The 23,258-nt window shown below is 64.5% G+C and carries 19 protein-coding genes; 7 read left to right on the top strand and 12 right to left on the bottom strand.

Going from position 1 to position 23,258, the window contains the following annotated elements:
- Positions 1-75: 75 nt before the first annotated feature.
- Complete coding sequence (locus tag BG023_RS10455) at positions 76-912, top strand: sterol desaturase family protein (protein ID WP_083234652.1); 837 nt, start codon at positions 76-78, stop codon at positions 910-912.
- 29 nt (positions 913-941) lie between these two features.
- Here BG023_RS10455 and BG023_RS10460 read toward each other — a convergent pair whose 3' ends face one another.
- The 6 genes from BG023_RS10460 to BG023_RS10485 all read right to left on the bottom strand — a co-directional run bounded on the left by BG023_RS10460 (position 942) and on the right by BG023_RS10485 (position 7,451).
- On the bottom strand, positions 942-1,493 hold the full coding sequence (locus BG023_RS10460) for a CinA family protein (RefSeq protein ID WP_069310403.1): 552 nt from the start codon (positions 1,491-1,493) through the stop codon (positions 942-944).
- Positions 1,435-2,247: a c-type cytochrome gene (locus BG023_RS10465; protein ID WP_083234653.1), complete on the bottom strand. Its 813-nt coding sequence runs from the start codon at positions 2,245-2,247 to the stop codon at positions 1,435-1,437. The genes BG023_RS10460 and BG023_RS10465 overlap by 59 nt, the downstream gene beginning before the upstream one ends.
- A gap of 20 nt (positions 2,248-2,267) precedes the next feature.
- The gene (ligA, locus tag BG023_RS10470; protein WP_069310405.1) at positions 2,268-4,340 is read right to left on the bottom strand and encodes an NAD-dependent DNA ligase LigA; all 2,073 of its coding nucleotides are present in this window, start codon (positions 4,338-4,340) and stop codon (positions 2,268-2,270) included.
- 10 nt (positions 4,341-4,350) lie between these two features.
- Complete coding sequence (locus tag BG023_RS10475; protein WP_190315755.1) at positions 4,351-5,280, bottom strand: alpha/beta hydrolase; 930 nt, start codon at positions 5,278-5,280, stop codon at positions 4,351-4,353.
- Between the two features lie 20 nt (positions 5,281-5,300).
- The gene (recN, locus tag BG023_RS10480; protein WP_069310407.1) at positions 5,301-6,968 is read right to left on the bottom strand and encodes a DNA repair protein RecN; all 1,668 of its coding nucleotides are present in this window, start codon (positions 6,966-6,968) and stop codon (positions 5,301-5,303) included.
- A 90-nt stretch (positions 6,969-7,058) separates the two neighbouring features.
- On the bottom strand, positions 7,059-7,451 hold the full coding sequence (locus BG023_RS10485) for a MerR family transcriptional regulator (RefSeq protein WP_069310408.1): 393 nt from the start codon (positions 7,449-7,451) through the stop codon (positions 7,059-7,061).
- Between the two features lie 68 nt (positions 7,452-7,519).
- Here BG023_RS10485 and BG023_RS10490 point away from each other — a divergent pair, with 68 nt between their 5' ends.
- Together BG023_RS10490 and BG023_RS10495 are read left to right on the top strand one after the other, a co-directional pair.
- Positions 7,520-7,873, top strand: a complete 354-nt coding sequence (locus tag BG023_RS10490) for a DUF3703 domain-containing protein (protein WP_069310409.1) — start codon at positions 7,520-7,522, stop codon at positions 7,871-7,873.
- 49 nt (positions 7,874-7,922) lie between these two features.
- A complete protein-coding gene (locus BG023_RS10495) occupies positions 7,923-9,893 on the top strand; it encodes a TonB-dependent receptor plug domain-containing protein (protein ID WP_069310410.1) in 1,971 nt (656 codons plus the stop codon).
- Positions 9,894-9,902: 9 nt separating this feature from the next.
- Here the strand turns inward: BG023_RS10495 and BG023_RS10500 are convergent, their stop codons facing one another.
- The 3 genes from BG023_RS10500 to BG023_RS10510 all read right to left on the bottom strand — a co-directional run bounded on the left by BG023_RS10500 (position 9,903) and on the right by BG023_RS10510 (position 14,900).
- Positions 9,903-10,697, bottom strand: a complete 795-nt coding sequence (locus BG023_RS10500) for an outer membrane protein assembly factor BamD (protein WP_069310411.1) — start codon at positions 10,695-10,697, stop codon at positions 9,903-9,905.
- A gap of 191 nt (positions 10,698-10,888) precedes the next feature.
- A complete protein-coding gene (lepA, locus tag BG023_RS10505; protein ID WP_069310412.1) occupies positions 10,889-12,706 on the bottom strand; it encodes a translation elongation factor 4 in 1,818 nt (605 codons plus the stop codon).
- Positions 12,707-12,770: 64 nt separating this feature from the next.
- Positions 12,771-14,900: a putative bifunctional diguanylate cyclase/phosphodiesterase gene (locus tag BG023_RS10510; protein WP_233992986.1), complete on the bottom strand. Its 2,130-nt coding sequence runs from the start codon at positions 14,898-14,900 to the stop codon at positions 12,771-12,773.
- Positions 14,901-15,260: 360 nt separating this feature from the next.
- Between BG023_RS10510 and BG023_RS10515 the strand changes: the two genes are divergently transcribed.
- The 3 genes from BG023_RS10515 to BG023_RS10525 all read left to right on the top strand — a co-directional run bounded on the left by BG023_RS10515 (position 15,261) and on the right by BG023_RS10525 (position 18,550).
- Positions 15,261-16,958, top strand: coding sequence for a PHA/PHB synthase family protein (locus BG023_RS10515; RefSeq protein WP_069310414.1), 1,698 nt, complete (start codon positions 15,261-15,263; stop codon positions 16,956-16,958).
- A gap of 132 nt (positions 16,959-17,090) precedes the next feature.
- Entirely contained in the window at positions 17,091-17,951 is an 861-nt protein-coding gene (locus BG023_RS10520; RefSeq protein WP_233992987.1) for an alpha/beta fold hydrolase, read from the top strand.
- Positions 17,952-17,962: 11 nt separating this feature from the next.
- On the top strand, positions 17,963-18,550 hold the full coding sequence (locus BG023_RS10525; RefSeq protein WP_069310415.1) for an SMI1/KNR4 family protein: 588 nt from the start codon (positions 17,963-17,965) through the stop codon (positions 18,548-18,550).
- On the opposite strand, the gene BG023_RS10530 is transcribed toward BG023_RS10525, so the two are convergent.
- Positions 18,528-19,490, bottom strand: coding sequence for a glycerophosphodiester phosphodiesterase family protein (locus BG023_RS10530; RefSeq protein ID WP_190315756.1), 963 nt, complete (start codon positions 19,488-19,490; stop codon positions 18,528-18,530). The two genes, BG023_RS10525 and BG023_RS10530, sit on opposite strands and share 23 nt — an antisense overlap.
- A gap of 111 nt (positions 19,491-19,601) precedes the next feature.
- Between BG023_RS10530 and BG023_RS10535 the strand changes: the two genes are divergently transcribed.
- Complete coding sequence (locus BG023_RS10535; protein ID WP_069310417.1) at positions 19,602-21,368, top strand: N-acyl-D-amino-acid deacylase family protein; 1,767 nt, start codon at positions 19,602-19,604, stop codon at positions 21,366-21,368.
- A 16-nt stretch (positions 21,369-21,384) separates the two neighbouring features.
- Here BG023_RS10535 and BG023_RS10540 read toward each other — a convergent pair whose 3' ends face one another.
- On the bottom strand, positions 21,385-22,470 hold the full coding sequence (locus BG023_RS10540; protein ID WP_069310418.1) for a DUF2855 family protein: 1,086 nt from the start codon (positions 22,468-22,470) through the stop codon (positions 21,385-21,387).
- A 50-nt stretch (positions 22,471-22,520) separates the two neighbouring features.
- Positions 22,521-23,219, bottom strand: a complete 699-nt coding sequence (locus tag BG023_RS10545; protein WP_190315757.1) for a hypothetical protein — start codon at positions 23,217-23,219, stop codon at positions 22,521-22,523.
- Positions 23,220-23,258: the final 39 nt, after the last annotated feature.

The raw sequence follows: 23,258 nt of genomic DNA on the forward strand, positions 1-23,258 counted from the left end.
TTTCCGTAAGCGACGAGCCTTTGCCGAACATCGCTGCCATGTGATAAGCCATCGCTGACAAAGGCTTTTTTGCACATGATGACTCCCGCCGATCAGTCCACGCTCGACTACGCCATCGGCCGCGTGGCGGACCATTTCATGTTCGGGATCTATTTCGATCTCAGCCGCTACCTGATCGCGGCGGGCGTGCTGACGGCCTTGCTGCTGGTCTTCCGCGGTTTTGCCGAGGCACGGAAAATCCAGCTGGGCCGGCGTGCGACCCGCGCCGATTACACGCGCGAACTCCTGTCCTCGATGCGCACCGTGGTGGTCTATGCCTTCGTGACACTCGCCATCCTCGTTGGGCGCGAGACCGGGGTGATCCTGATGAAGGTCCAGCAGGCGAGCCTGTGGACGATCATGTGGCAATTTGTGCTGATCGTGCTCGCGCATGATGCATGGTTCTATTGGGCGCACCGCGCGATGCATCACAAGCGCCTGTTCCGCGCCACGCACCTCCACCACCACAAATCACGCACACCGACGCCGTGGACCGCCTACAGCTTCACCATGACCGAGGCGGTGATCGAAGTCGCCTTTGTGCCGGTGTTCCTGTTCATCACCAGCCAGCTGGGCATCGCCTACGCGGGCTATGCGATTCTGTTCTTCATCTGGCACCAGATGATCCGCAACGTGATGGCGCATGCGGGCAGCGAGCTGTTCCCGGCGGGTTGGGTGGACAATCCGTGGACCGACTGGATCGCAACCACCACGCACCACGACCTGCACCATTCGTCGGGCCACAACTTCGGGTTCTATTTCACCTGGTGGGACCGCTGGATGGGCACCGAGCACCCGCGCTATCGCGAAGCCTTCCGGGCGGTGACGAACCGGGTGCGCGACCCTCAGCCCCTCGCCGAGCCTGCCGAATAAGGCTTAGCCGAATACGCGGGTCGTCTCCGTCATCGCTCCGCCGGGATGGCCAGGGTCGCCTCCAGCAGCGCCAGCGCATTGCGGGTGAAGGCGGCCATGTTGGCGATGCGGTCATCGCTGGCGGTCTCGAGAAGGCGGGTGTGCTCGCCCGACGGCCCCGCCAGCGCGGCGACACTCCGCCCCGCCGGCGCGCCGCTGGGGTGACTGGAGCCACCCACCGACCCGCTCTCCGCCAGCCCCCACTCCGCACCGAAATTGTCGCGGATCGCGCGGGCTTGCAGCAGCGCGTATTCTTCGGATGCCCCGCGCATGCCCTTGTAGGCATCGCGCGGGAGCGCAAACAGTACATCGCGCGCGCGGAAGGAATAGACAACCCCGCCGCCCACGAAGAAATCGAGCGCCCCCGGCACAGTCAGCAGCGTGGCTGCGATCAGGCCGCCGGTGGCCCCGTCAGCCACCGCGACCTTTTCGCCGCGCGCACGCAGCAAGGCGGCTATGCGCAGCGCCTGGGGATGGAGTTCTTCAAGGATCACACTTGGCAAGCTCCGCCAGATAGCCGCGCACCGCCTCGACCTCCGCATCAGTGAGGTTGGCAAAGCGCCCGCGCGCAACCTCGCTCATCAGGCCGATCTCGCGGTTCCCCGCCGCCTTGCCCGTCCGCATCAGCGTGACGAAGTCGGCTGGGTCATAGGAACCGACCATCCGCAAGTCCGGACGGCCCTTGTCGCCGGGAAGTTCGCTCGCCGCACCGCGCAATTGCAGCCCGTGGCATTCGGCGCAGGTCGCACGCACGATGTACCGCCCGAGTTCATGCTCGCGGCCCAGATCAGGCGGCATTTCCTCGCCATGTCTAGCCACGTCCTCGACCGAGGTCGGGAGCTTTCCCTGCGCGCGATATTTCTCATATTCGGCGGTGAAGGATGGGGACGGATGCTCTTCTCCGTTCAGCGGCCTGCTGCGGATATAGGCAATTACGGCTGCGAGGTCCTCATCGGCGAGCTTGGTGAACAGGTGCGAGGGCATGCCGATCAATGACCGGTCGGCCCGTTGACCGGTCTGGATCATCGCGGCCAGTTCCGCATCGCTGTGGCGTGCTGCGCTTCGGGTGAGATTGGCCGTCCAGAGCGTGCCCAGCTCGTCGCTCCAGTCCTTGCCGGCGAGGTCCGCCCCGTGGCAGCCGGTGCAGCCGAGCACCTTGGCGATCCGCTCGCCTTGCTTGACCGGATCGTCGGAGACGAACGCAAAACGCGTCGCCTCGGGCACGGGCGGCGGCGGATCAGCCTGGGCCGAACATCCCGCGAGGCCCAGTCCCAGCAGCAATGCTATTGCGCGCATGTCTCACCCCCCGTTTGCCCCTAGCCCCCGAGCGCCTCGGCGACGATGGCCGCCCAACCCGCCTCGTCTACCACCTCGATGCCGAGTTCGGCAGCCTTCTTGAGCTTCGACCCTGCGCCGGGGCCAGCGACGAGCAGATCGGTCTTGGCGGATACCGAACCCGCAGCCTTCGCGCCCAGGCGTTCGGCCTGCGCCTTGGCCTCGTCGCGGCTCATGGTTTCGAGCTTGCCGGTGAACACCACGATCTTGCCCGCCACCCGGCTGGCGATGGTTTCGACTTCGTAGCGCGGCGGGGTAACCTGCGAGAGGATGTCTTCCCACACGGCGACATTGTGCGGCTCGTGAAAGAAATCACCCAGCGCCTCGACCACCGAAGGCCCGATGCCGTCGATCGCGGTAATTTCGCTCGCCGCTTCAGCATCGCCCGCATGGGCACGTTCTGCCAGTGCACGCAGTGCGGGCAGTTCGTGCAGATGCTTCATCAGATCGCGCGCCGTCACCTCGCCGACATGGCGGATGCCGAGCGCGAACAGCAGCCGCGCGGCATCGGGTTCGCGCTTGGCCTCGATCGCGGCAAGCAGATTGTCGACCGACTTTTCCTGCCAGCCTTCCAGCGCCAGAATATCGCTGCGGCGCTGGCGCAGGCGGTAGATATCCGCCGGGCTTTCGAGCCAGCCCAGCGCAAAGAACTGCGCGATGGTCTTCTCGCCCAGCCCCTCGATATCGAGCGCCTTGCGGCTGACGAAATGCTCGAGGCGCTGAGTGCGTTGTGCGGGGCAGATCAGCCCGCCGGTGCAGCGGACATCGACCTCGCCTTCTTCGGCCACCGCCTCGCTGCCGCATTCGGGACAGTGATCGGGAAAGGCGAAGGCCGCGCGCGGTTCCTCGGGCGTAAGGTTTTCGACCACCTGCGGGATCACATCGCCCGCACGCTGGATCACCACGCGGTCGCCGACACGCAAGGCGAGCCGCGCGATCTCGTCGCGATTGTGGAGCGTTACGTTGGTCACTGTCACCCCGCCGACCAACACCGGCGCAAGACGGCCCACGGGCGTCAGCTTGCCCGTGCGCCCGACCTGAATGTCGATCGCCTCGACGATGGTTTCGGCGCGTTCGGCCGGGAACTTGTGCGCCAGCGCCCAGCGCGGGGCCTTGGCGACAAAGCCGAGGCGCTCCTGCCAATCGAGCCGGTCAAGTTTGTAGACCACGCCGTCGATATCATAGGCGAGGCCGGGCCGCGCTTTGCCGATGGCGTCAAAATGCGCGACCAGTTCCGCTGCGCCGCCGATGATGCGGGTGAACAGCGGCGAGACCGGAAAGCCCCATGCGCGCAGGGTGGCGACCACCTCGCTCTGGGTAGCGCCGGGCACCGCAGATGCCGCGCCCCAACCATGCGCCCAGAAGCGCAAGGGACGCTTGGCGGTGACGCTCGCATCCTTCTGGCGCAGGCTCCCTGCCGCCGCATTGCGCGGGTTGGCAAATAGCTTTCCGCCCGCTTCATGTTGCGCAGCATTGAGCGCGGTAAAGGACTGTTTTTCCATATAGACCTCGCCGCGCACCTCGAACACTTCGGGCACGCCTGCGGGCAGGGTTTGCGGGATATCGGGGATGTGCGCGACATTCGCCGTCACATCCTCGCCGACCTGCCCGTCGCCCCGGGTGGCGGCGCGCACCAGCTTGCCGTTTTCATAGCGGAGCGAGCAGGACAGGCCGTCGATCTTGTCTTCGGCGGTGAGCGCCAGCGGCTCGCCGTCGGGCAGGTTGAGGAACCGCCGCATCCGCGCCAGCCACTCTGCGACCTCCTCTGGAGAGAAGGCATTGTCGAGGCTCATCATCCGAACCTCGTGCGCGACCTTACCCAGCGGCGAGGCGGCAATCGCGTGGCCGACCTTGCGCGATGGGCTGTCCTCGCGGATCAGGTGCGGGAAGGCGGCCTCAAGCTCGACATTGCGACGCACCAGCGCGTCATATTCGGCGTCGGAAATCTCCGGCGAATCCTCGGCGTGATAGAGCCGGTCATGCCGCGCGATGGCGCGGGCGAGCCGCATAAGCTCGTTGGCGGCATCCGCCTCGCTCAGGCCTTCGACGCTCATGCCTGTCCGCTCAGCGTCCGCCGGCAATCTTGAGCAACGCGGGGCCAATCAGGGCAAAATCCGCCGTGCCGGGCACCAGCAAGTTGAAGTGCTCTTCCTGATCGACGCGGATCACCTCGACCGCGATGCCTTGCGCGCGCAGGCCATCGAGCACCACCGGATCGGGATCGGGCAACGCGCCGTCGATCACCAGCAGGCGCTTGATCAGCGGCTTGTTGACCAGCGGATCGAGCATCGCGAAGCGCGCAGGCACTTCGTCAGGGGTGCCGCCCATCAGCGGGGCGATCACCGGCTTGCCGCAGATCATCGCATCCGCGTCGACAAAGCCGCCAAGCGACAGCGGCCCGTCAAGCGCAACGGCGGCCTGAACGGCGGGCAGCTCGCCCTTCACCACGGCATCGCCCTTGTTCCCGGTGCCGAGCCACATCGCGGGCGTCACCCCGGCGGAATGGCCCATCACGGTGATGCGCTTGAGATCGAGCGGGTAATCCTGCGCCAGCGTCTTCACGTAGCCGAAGCCCTGCGCCCAATCGGCGAAGGTGTTGGGCCAGCCGCCGTCAGAGCCCAGCTCGCGGTAGCTCGGCGTCCACACCGCAACGCCATTGCGCGCAAGGAAGCTGGCGAGCGCGGCAACATTGCTGGTGCCGCCCATCCCCGCCCAGCAGCCGCCATGCACGATGACCGCGACCGGGAACGGTCCCTTGCCCTGCGGCATCCGCAGCTCGCCATATTGGCGATCGGACGCGGAGCCATAGGCGACCTTCAGCGTCGGCGGATCGGACGGCACGGCATTGACCGAACGCGGGTTGTAATCGGCGGTATCGGTGACAGCGAAGCGGACGTCCGGCGCGGGCGGTGCCTCGGCCAGAGGCGTGGCAGGCGCGCAGGCCGCCAGCGTTGCAGCAAGCGCGAGTGCGCTGATCGTGTTCCGTGTCGTCATGCCAGTCCCCTTGAATTCCATCACACCCCCTCCAGCAGCCGGTCGGCCTGCGCGCGCGCCTCGGGCGTCACCTCCGCGCCGGACAGCATCCGGGCGATCTCTTCCTGCCGTGCGGCGGGATCGAGCAGCACCACGCTGGTCTTGGTCACCGTGCCGCTCGAAGCCTTGGCGATGAGGTAATGCTGGCCCCCGCGTGCAGCGACCTGCGGGCTGTGCGTAACCGCCAGCAATTGTCCTTCCTGCGCTGCCAACCGCGCCAGCCGCTCGCCGATGGCGCTCGCCACCGCGCCGCCGACCCCGCGGTCGATCTCGTCGAAGATGATCGTCGCCGCCCCGCCCTTCTCCGCCAGCGCGACCTTCAGCGCGAGGATGAAGCGCGACAGTTCGCCGCCGGACGCGATCTTGTTCAAGGGCGCAAAGTCCGCGCCGGGGTTGGTCGAGATCAGGAACTCGGCCGCGTCCATGCCGCCCGCGCCCCAGCGGTCCTCGGGCAGTTTGGTCACCTGCGTGCGGAACTTCGCGGCATCGAGCTTGAGCGGCGCAAGCTCTGCCGCGACCGCAGCATCAAGCCTGCCCGCGCCTGCCACCCGCGCGGCGTGCGCGGCTTCGGCGGCGGTGACATAGACAGCGCGCGCTTCCTTGGCGGCAGCCTCCAGCGCATCTAATTGCGCCTCCCCGCCTTCGATCGCATCCAGCCGTGCGCGCATCGTACGCATCAGTTCAGGCAGGTCATCAACCTCGCAGCGATGCTTGCGAGCCGCGGCGCGCAGTTCGAACAGGCGGGTCTCGGCGCGCTCCAGCTCCATCGGATCATGCACCAGCGCCTCGGCCGCGAGCCGCAGCTTGTCCTCGGCCTCGCTCGCTTCGATCACCGCCCGATCTAGCGCGGCGAGCGCCTCGGTCAGCAGCGGGTGCTGGTCGCCAATCCGGTCAAGCCGGCGGGCGGCCACACGCAGCGCGGCGAGCGGCGAGTCCGAGCCTTCCCACAGGTGGCGCAGATCCTCGAGATCGCCCGAGAGCTTCTCGCCCTTCTGCATATCGGCGCGCGCACCGGCAAGGCGGGCTTCCTCACCGGCGACGGGTTCAAGCGCTGCCAGTTCCGCGAGATAGGCGATCAGCAGGTCCTGATCGGCCTTGGCCTGTTCCACCGCACCGCGCGCTTCGGCCAGCTGCGCTTCGGCCCGCGCCCAATCGGCATAGGCACGCTCCAGCCCCGCGACATCGGTTCCGGCATAGCGATCGAGCAGCGCCCGGTGCCCGCGCGGGTTCACCAGACCCCGGTCATCATGCTGGCCGTGGAGTTCGACCAGCGCGGGCGCCAGTTCGCGCAGCAGGGCGACGCTGGCGGGCTGATCGTTGATGAAGGCCTTGGAGCCGCCATCGGCTTTGATCTGGCGGCGGATCATCAGCGGTTCGCCCGGTTCGATCGCGATCTCCGCCTCGTCGAGCGCAGCGGCGATGCCAGCGGGAAGCACGGCGAATTCGAAGCTGGCGGTAACACTCGCCTTGTCTTCGCCCGCGCGCACCAGCCCCGTCTCCGCCCGGTCACCCAGGATCAGGCCCAGCGCATCGAGCAGGATCGACTTGCCCGCCCCCGTCTCCCCCGTCAGCACGCCCAGCCCGCGCGCGAATTCGAGATCGAGCGCTTCGATAAGGACGATGTTGCGGATGGACAGGCGCGTGAGCATGGATGGCGGAACAGATAGCGCACAGCCGCCAGCGCGTCACGTGGGGTCGTTGGCAAATCCCCAAACTCGCAGATTGTCGCCAAACAGCGCCTATCGCCGTCCGCCAAGGCTTTCCACCACACGGCACTCGCCGATCCTCTCCCCCTTGCAGTCGGTGAGCATCTGGCCCAGTTCCTCGCGCAGCGCGGTAAGGTCGGCGATCTTCCGGTTTACCTCATCCAGCTGATCCTGCACCATCTGGTCGACTTCCTCGCAAGGCTTGTCGGCACGGTCGGACAACGAAAGCAACTGGCGCACTTGCATCATGCTGAAGCCCAGCGCACGCGCACGGCGGATGAATGTAAGCGTGGCAAGATGCGCGGGTGCATAATCGCGGTAATTGCCATCCGTGCGATCCGCGAAGGGTAGAATGCCCTCCCGTTCATAATAGCGGATTGTTTCCGCCTTGGTGCCGGTGGCCCGTGCCAGTTCGCCGATCCGCATCACTTGACCTTGTAGTTACTACAGGGTGCATATGCCGCGGGGAATCGCTGGATGGCAAGGGACATGACGTGGGACGAGAGATCATTTCGGCGGCGCTGGCCCAGGAATACCGTTTGCATGCCGAGGCGCTGCAAGCAGGCGATATCCCATCTGCGTGGAACCACCTTGAGCGCGCGCACATCCTCGCCCAGGCGTGGCTGGTTCCCCATATCGTGTCGCATGGAAAGATGCTCGCATTTGCCGTGGCACAGCGCGATTGGCGCGAAGCGGCGGGACAGATTTTGCGGCTCGTCCTTGCGCCGCTGGGCAATCTCACCGGCCGCCTGCCATTCGGCAACACCGGCCGCAGCATCGTGAACGCCTTTGCCCCAATGGATATTCCGCCCGACCTCGCGGTGATCCTGACGCGCGGTGACGAATGACGAATGTTGCCCGACGCTGCGCTCATAAGAGCAACCGGAAAGATCTGACGTGAAGCCAAGACCCCTCACTTCCCTGTTGCTTGGCGCGATCGCGACCCTCGCCGTGCCGCAGCCCGCCTTGGGCCAGAATGCGCCCGCGCCGAAGGAGGCAGAGGAGGAGGAAGAGGAAGACGTCATCATCGTGCAGGGAACCCGGCTTGGCCGCCGCCTGCAGGATGAACCGCTACGGGTCGAGGTCATCGCGGGCGAGGAAATCGAGGAAAAGGCCCTGATGCGTCCCGGCAACATCGCCATGCTGGTGAACGAAATCGGCGGCATCAGGGTGCAGGTCACAGCGCCCGCCCTGGGTGCGGCCAATGTTCGCATCCAGGGGCTCGAAGGACGCTACACCCAATTGCTCGCCGACAATCTTCCGCTTTACGGCGGACAGGCAAGCGGGTTGGGCCTGCTTCAGGTACCGCCGACCGATCTGGCGCAGGTCGAAGTGATCAAGGGCTCGGTTTCGGCGCTTTATGGCGGGTCGGCGCTTGGTGGGGTGATCAACCTTGTTTCCAAGCGCCCCGGTGCGGCGTTTGAAGCCGATATTCTCGCCAACGCGACCAGCCGCAACGGGCAGGATCTGACCGCCTATCTCGCCGGACCGGTCAGCAGCCGTGCCGGACTGTCATTGACTGCCGGGGCTCATCGCCAGAGCGGACAGGACCTCGACGGCGATGGGTGGCTGGATATGGCCGCGTTCGAGCGTGTGACCGCGCGCCCGCGCTTTCAGTGGACAGGCGATGACGGGGCATCGCTCTATCTGACGCTTGGCGCGATGAGCGAGCGGCGCAGCGGCGGCACGCAGGCAGGCCGCACCGTGCCTGACGGCACCCCGTTTTCGGAGGCGCAGGACACCGATCGCTTCGATGCCGGACTGGTTGCCTCGCGGCCAGTTGGCGACACCATGACGATGGGCCTGAGGGCATCCGCGATGTGGCAGGATCATCGTCACCGCTTCGGCCCGGTGATCGAGGATGATCGCCACGCCAGCCTGTTTGCCGAAGCAACGCTTTCAAAGCAGAGCGGCGCGACCGGGTGGGTGATGGGCGCGGCGTTCCAATCCGACGGGCTGCGATCGCGCACCTTTCCTGCCTTCGATTACACCTATGATGTGCCGGGGCTGTTCGTGCAGGTCGAGCAGCGGGTCTTGTCCGACCTTACCCTTGCAGCCAGTGCGCGGGTCGATTTTCACGATCGCTTCGGCACGCAGGCAAGCCCGCGCGTATCGGCACTGTGGCAACCGGGTCGTTGGACCATCCGCGGTTCGGTCGCGCGGGGCTATTTTGCGCCGACCCCGTTTGTCGACGAGATCGATGCGGCGGGTCTGTCACGGCTTGCCCCCCTCGGCTCGATCAGGGCCGAGACCGCCAGCACCGCGTCCCTTGATGTCGGCTATGCCAAGGGGCCGTGGGAAGCGAACCTGACGCTGTTCGGAGCGGATATCGACAACGCCACACGGATCGATCCGGTCGCCCCCGACCGCGTGCAGTTGGTGAATGTTGCTGGCACCGCACGGCTGCGCGGTTCGGAGATGCTGCTGCGCTACCGCCGCAACGGTTTCACTGTGACGGGCAGCTATGTGTTCATCGATTCCGCCGAGCCCGATCCTGCTACACCGGGCCAGCGGCAAGTGCCGCTAACGCCTCGTCATTCGGCAGGCCTGGTGGGCATGTGGGAGCAGCACGGCAAAGGCAGAATCGGGATCGAAGCCTATTACACCGGCCGCCAGTTGCTCGACGAGAACCCGTTCCGCACGCGATCGCGGCCCTATCTGAACTTTGGGATGCTGGGGGAGATCGTGCTCGGGCGGTTCAGCCTTTTCGCCAATGCCGAGAACCTGCTCGACGTGCGGCAGTCGCGCTATGATCCGCTGCTGCTGCCCCAACGCGCGCCGAGCGGACGCTGGACGACCGATGCCTGGGCGCCGCTCGAAGGCTTCACCGTCAATGCCGGGGTGCGGTTCAAATTCGGCGAGGAATAGACGCGCGGCTTACGAGGCGGTCACGCCCTCGGCGTTCTTGCTCACCAGCTTGAACGCCTTCTCGTACCACTCGGAGCCGGGGTAGTTCGCGCCCAGCACCGCGGCATACTTGACCGCTTCCTGCGGCACGCCCAGCGCGAGGCTGCTTTCGGTCAGGCGGTAGAGCGCCTCGGCCGTGTGGCTGGTGGTCTGGAACTTCTCCACCACATTGCGGAAGCGCATATCGGCGGCGAGCCACAGGCCCATGCGCTGATAGTGGCGGCCGATCTCCATCTCCTTGCCCGCAAGGTGATCGGCCACAAGATCAAGCTTGAGGCGCGCGTCGGCGGCGTATTCGGTCTGCGGGAAGCGGCGGTTGACCTCGCGTAGCGCGGTCTGCGCCTGCTCGGTGATCTTCTGGTCGCGGTTCACGTCGCTGATCTGCTCGTAATAGCTGAGCGCGATCAGATAGTAGGCGTAAGGCGCATCCTTGTTGCCCGGGTGGATCGACAGGAACCGCTGCGCGTTCTGGATCGCCTTGTTGTAATCGCGCGCGATGTAATAGCTGAAGGCGCTCATCAGCTGCGCACGGCGCGCCCAGGGCGAATAGGGGTGCTGGCGCTCCACCTCGTCGAACAGGGCTGCGGCCTGCAAGGTGTTGCCCCGATCAAGCCGCCGCTGCGCCTCGGTGTAGAGCGATTCGACATCGCGCGCGACGTAAGCGACGTCCTTCCCTTCCGAGCTGCCGGCACAGCCGCCGAGCGTGGTCAGGATCGTCGCGGCCAGCGCCGTGCCGAGGATGCGAGGGGAGAGCTTGGATTGCATGCGCGGCTCTATAACCACCCCTGCGCTGAACGCCAAGTGAAGGGTGAGGCCCTATGCCCAAGCAATAGCCTGGGCATCAGAGGCGGCATTCCGGCAGGTCGACTGGCCTATGGCCACCAGCCGGCCGGAATGCGGCCTCTCGCTTCTAGCTTGCAGTTTGCTGTGCAAACGTCTGCGCTAGGCGCGGGGCCTTATTCTTCCCCCATCCTCAAGGCCGCAATAAACGCTTCCTGCGGAATGCTCACATTCCCATACTCCCGCATCCGCGCCTTCCCCTTCTTCTGCTTCTCCAGCAGCTTCTTCTTGCGCGTGATGTCGCCGCCATAGCATTTGGCGGTCACGTCCTTGCGCAGGGCGGCGATGGTCTCGCGGGCGATCACCTTGCCGCCGATCGCGGCCTGGATCGGGATCTTGAACAGGTGGCGCGGGATCAGGTCTTTCAGGCGCTCGCACATCCCGCGGCCGCGCTCTTCGGCGTTGGCGCGGTGGACGATCAGCGATAGCGCGTCGACCGGCTCGTTGTTGACGAGGATGTTCATCTTCACGAGATCACCCTCGCGGTTGCCGATCTGCTCGTAATCGAAGCTGGCATAGCCGCGGCTGATCGACTTCAGCCGGTCGTAGAAATCGAACACCACTTCGTTGAGCGGCAGTTCATAGGTCACCTGCGCGCGGCCGCCCACGTAGGTCAGCTCGGTCTGGATGCCGCGGCGATCCTGACACAGCTTGAGGATCGAGCCGAGGTATTCGTCAGGCGTGTAGATCACCGCCTTGATCCACGGCTCCTCGATCATCTCGATGCGGTTCACATCGGGCCAATCGGCGGGGTTGTGGATGTCGATCACCTTGGCATCCTCGGTCTTGGAATGGCCGAGGTGGATGCGATAGACCACGGAAGGCGCCGTGGTGATGAGATCGAGGTCGTATTCGCGGCTCAGGCGTTCCTGGATGATCTCCAGATGCAAGAGGCCGAGGAACCCGCAGCGGAAGCCGAAGCCCAGCGCCGCCGAGCTTTCCATCTCGTAGGAGAAGGACGCATCGTTGAGGCGCAGCTTGGCGATGCTTTCGCGCAGCTTTTCGAAGTCGGCCGCGTCCACCGGGAAGAGGCCGCAGAACACCACCGGCTGGACTTCCTTGTAGCCCGGCAGCGCCTCGCTCGCCCCGCCCTTCACCGTGGTGATGGTGTCACCGACACGGGCCTGTTCGACTTCCTTGATCTGCGCGGTGATGAAGCCGATCTCGCCCGGGCCGAGCTCGGTCAGATCGGTGCGCTTGGGGGTGAAGCAGCCGACGCGGTCGACAAGGTGCTGGGTGCCACCCTGCATGAAGCGGATATTGAGGCCCTTGGTGAGCTTCCCGTCGATCACGCGCACGAGGATGACGACGCCGAGGTAGGGATCGTACCAGCTATCGACGAGGCTGGCCTTGAGCGGCGCTTCGGTGGTGCCCTTGGGCGGCGGGATGCGGGCGACGACGGCTTCGAGCACGTCCTCGATCCCGATGCCGGACTTGGCGCTGGTGAGAACGGCCTGCGACGCGTCGAGCCCGATGATCTCCTCGATCTCGGCCTTGACCTTTTCCGGTTCGGCGGCGGGGAGGTCGATCTTGTTGATGACGGGGACGATCTCGTGATCATGCTCGATCGACTGGTAGACGTTGGCGAGGGTCTGGGCTTCGACCCCTTGCGCGGCGTCCACCACCAGCAACGCGCCCTCGCACGCGGCGAGGCTGCGGGAGACTTCATAGGCGAAGTCGACGTGGCCGGGGGTGTCCATCAGGTTGAGCTGATAGGTCTCGCCGTTCTTCGCTGGGTATGTGAGGCGCACGGTCTGCGCCTTGATGGTGATGCCGCGCTCCTTCTCGATATCCATGTTATCAAGGACTTGCTCGGACATCTCACGATCGGAGAGCCCGCCGGTGAACTGGATCAGCCGGTCGGCAAGCGTCGATTTGCCATGGTCGATATGGGCAATGATGGAGAAATTGCGGATATGAGAGAGGTCGGTCATCACCTCGCCGATTAGCGGGGAGACTCGGTATTGTCATGCGCCAAAAACGCAACAGCCCCCGGCCTTACCCCACCTCGCTGCGCGCAGGCATCGCGTAACCGAACTTGGGAATGGCAGCCCCCTGATCGAGACCGAGGAATTTGCCCGGTGCCAGTGCCGCCAGCGGTGCGCCTGCGGCTGCGAGCGCATAGGGCGAGACGCGGTTGCGGGTGCAAAGCCCCCCTGCCCCGTCTTCGATCAGCGATTGCTCGAACTCGAGCCCCTGCACATCGCCGTTCGAGCGGATAACGGTCGCTACCGCAAGCTGTCCGCCGCCGAGGTCGACCACGAACTGCGTGCCCTTGGGCACATCGGCCAGCCCCTGGATCAGCGCACCGGTCTTGGACAGGTTCCGCAGGGTGACCTCATAGGCATAGTCGTCATGGATCACCTGGATCTTGCGGAACACCGTCCGGCGCCGCGCGCGACGAGTACGTTCGGCGCCCGGTTCGATCCGCCAGCTTCCACCGGCCATCTCTTCTTCAACGGTATCGCGATCGACGGGTTCGCTGAAGATCGGACCTTCGAGGAAGCGAACCCCTGCATCCGTCAGGGCGACCAAGAGAGGCGCGCTTTCGATCCCGTTGGCGATCGTGTCCATCTGCATCGCGCCGGCAAGTGCCACGATGGCGCGCACCAGACCCATTTCGCGGCTATCGTGGCGTTCGGCTTCGGCGACCAGCTTCTGATCGATCTTGATCGAATCAAACGGCGCGCGGCGAAGGTAGGCGAGCGAGGAGTAACCGCTGCCAAACTCGTCCAGCGTCAGCCGCACGCCCTGCTTGAAGAGTGAGGCCAATGTGCGGTCAACAACACTCGCCTCTCCGAAAAACACGGCTTCACTAATCTCGAGTTCAAGGCGTGCCGGCGCAATGCCGGCGGCATCCACCGCTTCGGTGACCAGTTCGATGAAGTTGTCTGCAAGGAACAGCGGAACCGGCACGTTGACCGCAACCCTGACGCTGTCCGGCCATTCGGCTGCGCGGCGGCATGCCTCGAAAATCGCCCATTTGCCAACGTCGCCGGTCAGGGCAGAGCCTTCGACGATCTGCGCGAATTCTTCTTCGTCGATGACGCCGCGTTCGGCATGCTTCCAGCACACATGGGCTTCCAGCGCGCGCACCGCCTGCGTGGCTGCATCGACGATCGGTTCAAAGCGCAGAAACAGCTGTTCCTCGCGCAGCGCCGTGCCGAGATCCTGTTCCAGACGGCGCCGGAAAATCGTCTCGTTTTCGAGTTCGCCGGAGAAGAAGCGATACTGCCCGCGCCCGCCATTCTTCGAGGCATAGAGCGCAAGGTCGGCTGAGCGCACGATCTCGTCGCGGGTCACACCATCGTGCGGCGCAATCGCAATACCGACCGAGGCACCGATGACGCAGCGCCCGTCGGCAAGGCTGTAGGGTTGGCGCAGCATGGCAATGATCTTCATCGCCAGTTCGGCCAGAACGCCGCGGTCGTCCACGTCGGGAATCATCACCTGGAATTCGTCACCGCCGAGCCGGCCGATCTCGCACTCACGGTCGATGGCGCGCACTAGCCGCCCGGAAACCTGCTTCAGCAGTTCGTCGCCGGCGGCATGGCCCAGCGTGTCATTCACATGCTTGAAGCGATCGAGGTCGATCATCATCACCGCGCAGTTGCGGCGCGCGGCCTGGAAGGCGGTCAGTGTCGCATCGATCTGCGCGGCCATCCGGTGCCGGTTGCTGAGCCCGGTGAGCGAATCAAAGCGCGCGAGGCGCTCGGTTTCCTCTTCACGGTGATACTCATCGGTGATGTCGGAACCGGTGCCTCGAAAGCCGACAAATCGCCCGTCCGGCATAAAGAGCGGCTGCCCCGCAAGGCGCAGCACCACACCATCCGGACGGCGTGCGGCCCGCACTGCCAGCCCCGAGAACGGTTTGTGCGCGGCCAGCATGAGCGATAGCGATTTGCCGCGCCCTTCGCGATTGGCACCCGAGAAGATCCGCGTCAGCGGCTGCCCCAGAAGATCGGCGAGTGGAATGTCGAGCCGCGAGGCAATCGCGCCGGAGAGATAGGTGAGATGACCGGTCGCATCGCTCGCCCAGAACCACCCGAGGCCCGACTGCTCAAGTTCATCGAGCATAGCGAGCCGCTCGCCATCGGACAGTGCCGAGGCGGGTGAGGAGCGTAGCATGCGGGATGCAACACCACCGCGCGATGACAAGAGACCCATCAGGGACATCTCGTTCAGAACCTCCAAGCTCAAGGCGCCGCGATAGGCTTCGCTCTCACGCCTTCATGGCGCAGAGGTAAAGTGCGATGGTTATTTTTATCCTAACCGATGACCTTAAAATGCAAGGCAGCAGCGGTTTGATCGGGATCCGCCTGTGGCAGCATTTCTCGTTTTGGCCGATCGCCGCACAAGGTCGGCAGAGCGCAAAGGCGGTCCGCCCACGCTTGCAAGTTTCGATGCCACGCTGCATTCTGGCAACGCAGGTGCAGCACAAGGCCCGGATACAGGGCCACAAGGGGCGCACCGAACAAAGGGGATCCAATGGCACGCAGCGAAGTGAAGCTCGAAAACGAAGCAGCTCAGTCTACCAATGCACTCGGACCGCTGATCGGGGTGGCGCGCGAGGATTTCGTCAGTGCGGTGGCGCTGCTGCTGCGCGAAACTGCGTCTGATCCTTCGCGGTTTGTGCGCCACTCGACCGCGATGGCGCAGGACATGGTCAAGATCCTGACCGGCAAAAGCGATCTCGCCCCCGATCCCAAGGACAAGCGGTTCATGGATCCGGCGTGGCAGTACAACCCGTTCTTCCGCGCCGGCGCGCAATATTATCTCGCCGTGCAGAAGGGGATGAAGAACTGGCTGGAAGAGCTTGAGCTCGACGAGCTGGAGCGCAACCGCGCCAACTTTATCGCCAACATCATCCTCGATGGCCTTGCCCCCACCAACACCCTCGTCGGCAATCCGACCGCGCAGAAGCAGGTGATCAATTCGGGCGGCCTCAGCCTCATCAAGGGGCTCCAGAACGCCTATAACGACCTCGTCCACAACAAGGGCATGGTCAGCCAGGTCGACAAGCGCCCGTTCAAGATCGGCGAGAACATCGCGACCTCAAAGGGCAACGTCGTCTACCGAGACGAGATCATGGAGCTGCTGCAATACGCGCCGACGACCGACGAGGTCTATGAGATCCCGCAGCTGACCATCCCGCCGCAGATCAACAAGATGTACATCAACGATTTGTCGCCCGATAAGTCGGTGATCAAGTGGCAGGTCGACAACGGCATCCAGACCTTCGTCATCTCGTGGCGCAATCCGACGAAGGAACAGGGGCGCTGGGGCATGGCCGATTATATTGCAGCGTGTGAAAAGGCGCTCGAGGTGGTCTCCGACATCACCGGATCGAAGAAGGTCAATGTCTCGGCCGGGTGCTCGGGCGGGCAGACCGCATCGGTGCTCGCGTCCAAGCTCGCCGCCACGGGCAATCCGATCCTTGGCACGCTGACGCTGATGGTCTGCGTGCTTCACCCCAAGCCGACCGACATCGAAGCCGGATCGCTGGTCAGCGAAAATGGCATGCAGCTTGCCCGCCAGCGCGCGATGAAGGCGGGGATCATCAAGGCCGACGACCTCGCGCGCGGCTTCGCCTGGCTGCGCCCCAACGACCTGATCTGGAACTACGTCATCAACAACTACCTGCTCGGGCAGGATCCGCCGGCGTTCGATGTGCTGTTCTGGAACGCGGATGCGACCAACCTGTCATCGAGCCTGATGGGCGATTTCCTGACGCTGTTCGAAACGCTCGCCTTCACCAAGAAGGGCGAAGTCGAGATGGCGGGCCACAAGGTCGATCTGAGCAAGGTGACCGCTGACCTGTTCATCCTCGGCGGGGTGACCGATCACATTACCCCGTGGAAGGCGACCTATCGTTCGACCCAGCTGTTCGGTTCGAAGGATGTGACCTACGTCCTCTCGCAGAGCGGCCACATGCAGGCGATCCTCAACCCGCCGGGCAACCCCAAGGCGAAGTATTTCGTCCAGGCCAAGAAGGGCAAGCTGCCCGAGACCGCGGACGAATGGCTGCAAGGCACCGAAGAGGTCAAAGGCAGCTGGTGGCCGCTGTGGATGGAGTGGGTGCAGAAGCGTTCGGGCAAGAAGAAGACCGCTCCCGCAGCCGTGGGCAACGATGCCTTTCCGCCGATGGAAAAGGCACCGGGACTCTACGTCGTCGAAGAAGTCTGATATTGCAGTGCAGCGCAATGACCGCCGGATGCGGCGGAAACGTTGCGCAAAGCTTGTGGGCGCGCGCGCTATGGGATCGGTGTGCGCGCCCAACCCGCCCCTTTGCCGGGGCGCGAGAAAGGACGTGAATACGTGACCAATCCCATGGACGACGCTGTCGTCTCGATGGAGCAAGTGGGCGGCCGGACGCTACGGACTGCTGCCTGGCGGCTCGACCAGCCCTCCGAACATCTGCCGATCCTGTTCTTCAATGGCATAGGCGCCAATATCGAGGCCGTGGCCCCGCTCGCAGCGGCTTTGCCCGAACGCGGCTTCATCATGTTCGACATGCCGGGCACGGGCGAATCGCCTGATCCGCTGGTGCCCTACAACCCCTTCACCATGAGCTGGACCGCGTCCCAGTTGCTCGCGAAATACGGGATCGACCAGGTCGATGTGATGGGCGTTTCGTGGGGCGGCGCGATGGCGCAGCACTTCGCGTTGCAGCATCCCGGCCTGACCCGGCGTCTCACACTGATCGCGACTACGCCGGGGATGGTGATGGTGCCCGGCAACCCGGCCGCCTTCACCAAGATGGCCGATCCGCGCCGCTACATCGATCCCGAGTTCATGAACGAACACTTCGCCACGCTTTACGGCGGCGTCGACAAGGACGGGGCGCAGCACCAGAAGGACAGCCATATCGGCCGGCTCAAGCCGCCCTCCCCGCGCGGCTACATGTACCAGCTGATGTGCATGCTCGGCTGGACCAGCCTGCCCGCCCTGCCCTTCATGACCAAGGAAACCCTGATCATGATGGGCGAGGACGACCAGATCGTCCCTGTCATCAACGGCCGGATCCTGAAGGCGATGATCCCCAATTCGCGCCTGATGACCTTCGCGGGCGGCGGACACCTGTTCCTGCTCACTCATGCCGACGAAAGCGTGGCGGCGATCCGCGAATTCCTTGATGCGCCGGAAACGGACAAGGAAGCGCGCCGCTCGGCTGCCTGAAACGACCAGTCATGACACCCGAAGCTGTTGCCGATTACCTGCTGGGCGACCAGATCGCGTTTGATGCGGTCGCCCTTGCAGAACTGGCCCAGCAAGCGGGTGTCAGCCTGCCTCAGGATTACATAGCGTTTCTGAATCTCCGCAACGGGGGCTTCACCTCGCCCACGGCAAGTGAACAGCCGTCGTTGGTGACAAGGGACGGTTACGCGATCGATCAGTTCTACTGCGTCACTTTGCTGGAACCGGACTGGAACGAAACCTCCATCCGCAACTACAGGGCCATGACCCTGGGCCAATGGCTGGAAGAGACAGGCCGCGACCCGGCCAACGTGCCGCCGCACTGGATTGTATTCGGCGGCAACTGGGATGGCGATCAGTTCGCGCTCGATCTGTCAGTGCCAGGCGGCGAGGTGGTCTTGTTCGATCACGAAATGCTACCCTGCGAGGACGACAACGGCTTTCCTCCCGAAGACGGAATGGAACGACTTGGCCTGACGTTCACGCAATTCCTCGCGGCGCTCAGCCCGCACGGTTCGCCCGCCCCTAGCCGGAGCCTCGTAGAGCGGCTGCTGGGGCTTATGGGGCGCCGGTCCGGCTAACTCCGCATTGCCCCGCAGTCGGCAGGCGCCCAGCCTCAGCGAGAGCGGCTGCCGCTTCGCGCGGGCGGTCGGTGGCGAGGATGTCGACGCCTTCCTTGCCGAGATCGGCGTAGCGCTCATCCATGCCGAGCCGGTCGATCACCGCGTCGATCGAGCGCGGCGGGCGGCCGAGTGTGCCGAAGATCACCTCGATGTTCTGGCGATCAAGCTCGCGGTAAAGTTCGGGGCGCGGCAGGCGGGTCCCGGTGAAAGCCACCATGCGATCCTCGGGGATATTCGCTGCCTTGAGTGCGGCGACATCCTCCGGCGCATCGACCGAGACCGAGATCAGCATTTCGGGCGCGGCGCGGTGGAGATTGGCGGCTTGCTCGACCGAATAGGCGATCAGGATCACGCTGTTCGCCATACCTGCCCCACGGATTGCGGCGACCACGTCATCAACCTTGGCCGAGCGCTTGAAATCGATCTGGAGCACGGTGCGCCCCTTGGCCCAGGCCAGCACCTCGCTCAGCTTCGGGATCGCATAGGGTGTGACCCAGCCCCAATTGTCCTTGAGCTTGAGAGTGCGGAGGCTCGCCCATTCCATTGCGGCAGCCTCGCCCACACCGGTCGTCGTGCGTTCAAGCCGGTCGTCGTGGAGCAGGAACAGCACGCCGTCCGTGGTCTGCCCGACATCCACTTCCATGATCGCCGGTTGCGCCGCGAGCAGCGCTTCCATCGTCGGAATGGCATTTTCCGGCAGGCCCGGCCCCGGTCCGCCGCGATGGGCGGAGATCAGCGTCTGGCCCTTGGCCTCAAAGCAATCGAGCATGGCTGACAAATCGGTCTCGGGAACCAGCGCCCACGCGCCCTGCTCCTGCCGCCGTTCCTGCGCGTCAAGCGGCGCCGCGAGCGCAGCCCATCCGGCAAGTCCCAGCACACCGGCCCGGAGAAAGCGCATTTGGCCCATTCCATCATTCCTTGCTCGTCACAGTGTCAGATCGACCCGCGCCAGCCCCCTTGTGGGTCTGCGCGCTTTGCGACATCATCGTCCCCATAAGGGAGAGACAGAATGGCGCAATATGACCTGATCATCCGGGGCGGCACGATTGTGGATGGCACCGGGGCTCCGGCCTTCACCGGCGATGTGGCGGTCAGCGATGGCCTGATTGCCGCAGTCGGCCAGATCAGCGGAAGCGCCGACAAGGAGATCGATGCGAGCGGCAAGATCGTCGCGCCCGGCTTTGTCGACATTCACACGCATTACGACGGGCAGGCGACGTGGGATCAGGAAATGGCGCCATCAAGCTGGCACGGGGTCACCACCGTGGTGATGGGCAATTGCGGGGTCGGCTTTGCCCCCGCCCGCCCCGATCGCCACGAATGGCTGATCAGCCTGATGGAGGGGGTCGAGGACATCCCCGGCACCGCGCTCGCCGAAGGGATCACCTGGGACTGGGAAACCTTCCCCGAATATCTCGACGCGCTCGAGAAACTCCCGCGCACGGTCGATATCGGCACCCATGTGCCCCACGGCGCTGTGCGTGCATATGTTTTGGGCGATCGCGAACAGCCGGGTGCAGTTCCCACGCCTGAGGATATCGCGGCGATGAGCGCGATTGTCGAAGAGGGCGTCCGGGCGGGCGCGCTGGGCTTTTCGACCTCGCGCACCGTGCTCCACAAGTCGGTCGATGGGGAACTTGTCCCCGGCACCACGGCGACGCCCGAGGAACTCATCGCAATCGGCAAGGCCATGGGCCGCGCGCAGGCAGCAGGTGGGCACGCGGTGTTCGAGATCGCGAGCGACCTCAAGCGCGAATGGAATGAATTCGGCTGGATGGGTCAGCTCAGCCGCGAAGCCAGAATCCCCGTCACCTTCGCGGCCCTGCAATCGATCGCCAAGGAAATGACCTTGGACGAACAGATCGCAGCCATGCGCGCCGAGAACGATAATGGTGCGAACATCGTCGCCCAGATCGCGCTGCGCGGCAACGGGATCGTGATGGCGTGGCAAGGCACCGTCCACCCCTTCCGCTTCCGCCCCAGCTGGATGGCGATCGCCGACCTGCCGTGGGAGGAGCAGAAAGCCAAGCTCCTCGATCCCGCCTTCAAGGCGCAGATGCTGGCCGAACCCAATGATTACACGGATGCTCCCAAGGACATCGGCGGCGTGGTGATGGCGATCAGCATGGGCTGGACGCTGCAATACGAAATGGACCCCGATTTCGATTATGAGCCCGGTCCGGAAGCCAGCATCAATGCCCGTGCATTGGCCGCCGGGGTGGCGCCGCAGGAATATGCCTATGACCTGCTCTGCCGCGATGAGGGCCAAGGGTTCATCTACCTGCCGATCCTCAACTACGCCGACGGCAATCTCGATTTCCTCCATCCGCTCCAGCACGCCGGTGACACGGTCAATTCGCTGTCCGACGGCGGCGCGCATTGCGGGACGATCTGCGATGCGGCCTCGCCCACCTTCATGCTCGAACACTGGGTGAAGAACCGCAAGCGCGGGGCGACGATCACGCTGGAGCAGGCGATCAAGCGCCAATGCCGCGATACGGCGGTGCTCTATGGCCTCGAAGATCGCGGGGTGATTGCGCCCGGCTACCTAGCCGATATCAATGTGATCGATCTGGAGCGCCTCAAGCTCGGCAAGCCGTGGCTCGCTTTCGATCTGCCTGCGGGCGGCAAGCGGCTGCTGCAGAAGGCGGAAGGCTATGTTGCGACCATCAAGAGCGGCGTCGTGACTTTCCGCGACGGGCAGTGGACGGGCGAAACGCCCGGCGGCCTGATCCGCGGGCCGCAGCGCGTGGAACTGGCCGAGGCGGCGGAGTAACCCGCCGCCGTCCGGCTCATGGCTCGATCACGATCCCCTTGGCCGGATCCACGGTCCCGCCGATCATGGTGACGAACGTGGAGCGCGCGGCTTCCAGGCCCTTGAGCCTGACGATGTCGATCGTGCCTTCGACGGCGCCAAGGAAGCCATGCCACGTCGCGGCGACCATCTTGCCGCCTTCGACCGCCCCATGCTGCTTGAAAAAGCTGACGAAGTGGTGCGGCGCGAAGAACAGTTCAGGCTTGGGACCGGGAAGGCCACCCGACTGTCCGAAACCCGCACCGCGCTCCTCGATGTGGGTTGCTCCCACCAGGCACGAGTATTTGAGCGCATCCGTGAAATGGCCATGGATCGCGGCCAGCAGCGCGGGATTGCCCGCAAAATCGACCGACACAGTATCAACCACCGGCAGGTCGGCGAGATCATCATAGGCCACGACCTGATCGTACAGCCCGGTGCTTTCGACAAAGGCGACATTGCCGCGCGAGGTCAGCCCGATCCGCCTGATCTTCGGCGAATTCTGCCTGGCCACACTCGCCAGCCCCATCGCGGTCTTTGACGAAGCGCTGGTCAGCAGCACTTGCCCCGCCCCAAACCAGTTTTCCGAACGCATGAAGTAATCGATCATGAAGCCGGTTTTGAACAGCGGCCCGTAAATCATCCGCTCGGCCTCGCGCGCGGGGTCATGCTCGGGGTCGGCGGCGAGACGGTTGTAGCTGTTGTAGACCGGGCTCATCGGCTGGCGGTAATCGGTCATGTCCGAGAAATTGCTCGCGGATACCTTGCCCGGCCGCACATCGAGATGGCTCGCCATCGGCAGGTAGCCATAGACCCGCTCGCCGACCGCGATATCGGGATGGTTGCTCTCGATCACCCGCGCATGTCCCCACATCGGCACGATGCCGAGGCCCTCGGGCGCCGGGAAGAAGTCCCAGTATCTGAACCCGTCGCCCACCACCGCATAGGTGACGTTGTTGGCGGTGACCGAAAAGCTCTCGATGGCAAGCCGCACCGCGCCTTCAGCCAGCGGGGCCAGCGGCAGTTCGACAAGCGCGGCATCGCTCAATGCGTCCTTGCGGACGTGGACTTGGGTGCTGGTCATCGGGCTCTCGCCTCCTTGATTTGGTGCCGAGCTTGGCAGTCCGTGCCCGATCATTTCGGCTTGGCTGAACCCTTGTAATAGCCGCCGCAGACACGATTGGTGCCGAACAGGTCTTTGCCGGTGCCGAAGCGGCCTTCGCTGAAGACCGCCGATTGAACGATAGACGTGGTTCGCGGCATGCGGCTGGTCACAAACGACTGAACCTTTGCAATCTCACCCTCGCCAACTGGCTTGATGCGCGGCGCTGCAACGTCAAAGAAATGCACCAGCGATCCGCCTACAGATGTAAAGCGCAACGATTTGGTCACTTCGTTTTCGAGGTCCATGAGGCTCCCGCGACTGTCAAACTCCCCCAGATATAGCGCTTCGCCGGCCTTGATGGTGAAGACGCGGCTATTATTGTTGTAGCACAGCGCCCAGCGATCCTGCCGCGTGAACTGCTGGAAGGCGTAAGTTCCCGGAGGAACGTCAGCGACCAGATAGCCGTCATAGAACAGCTTGGGCTTGGCCAGCAGCGTGAACCCACCACCGAGAATGCTGCCACCAATCGCCTCTTGCTGCGCGTCATACGGCGCGAAAGTCAGGTGAAAGCCGCTCGCCATGTTGAGCGGCGGCTCAAGCTCTTTGGCCTTGATGATGACCAGTGCACGCTCGCCATCTGGCGTTACCGCGATCTTCTCGGCTTTCTGTCCTGCCCACGCGTGCGGCGCGAGTGCCAGACACATCGCAGCCAAGATGAAACGGAACAAACTCGGCTTCATCCTTTCGTCCTCTCGTCCGGCTGGTGC

The sequence above is a fragment of the Porphyrobacter sp. LM 6 genome, assembly GCF_001720465.1.
Lineage (GTDB): Bacteria > Pseudomonadota > Alphaproteobacteria > Sphingomonadales > Sphingomonadaceae > Erythrobacter.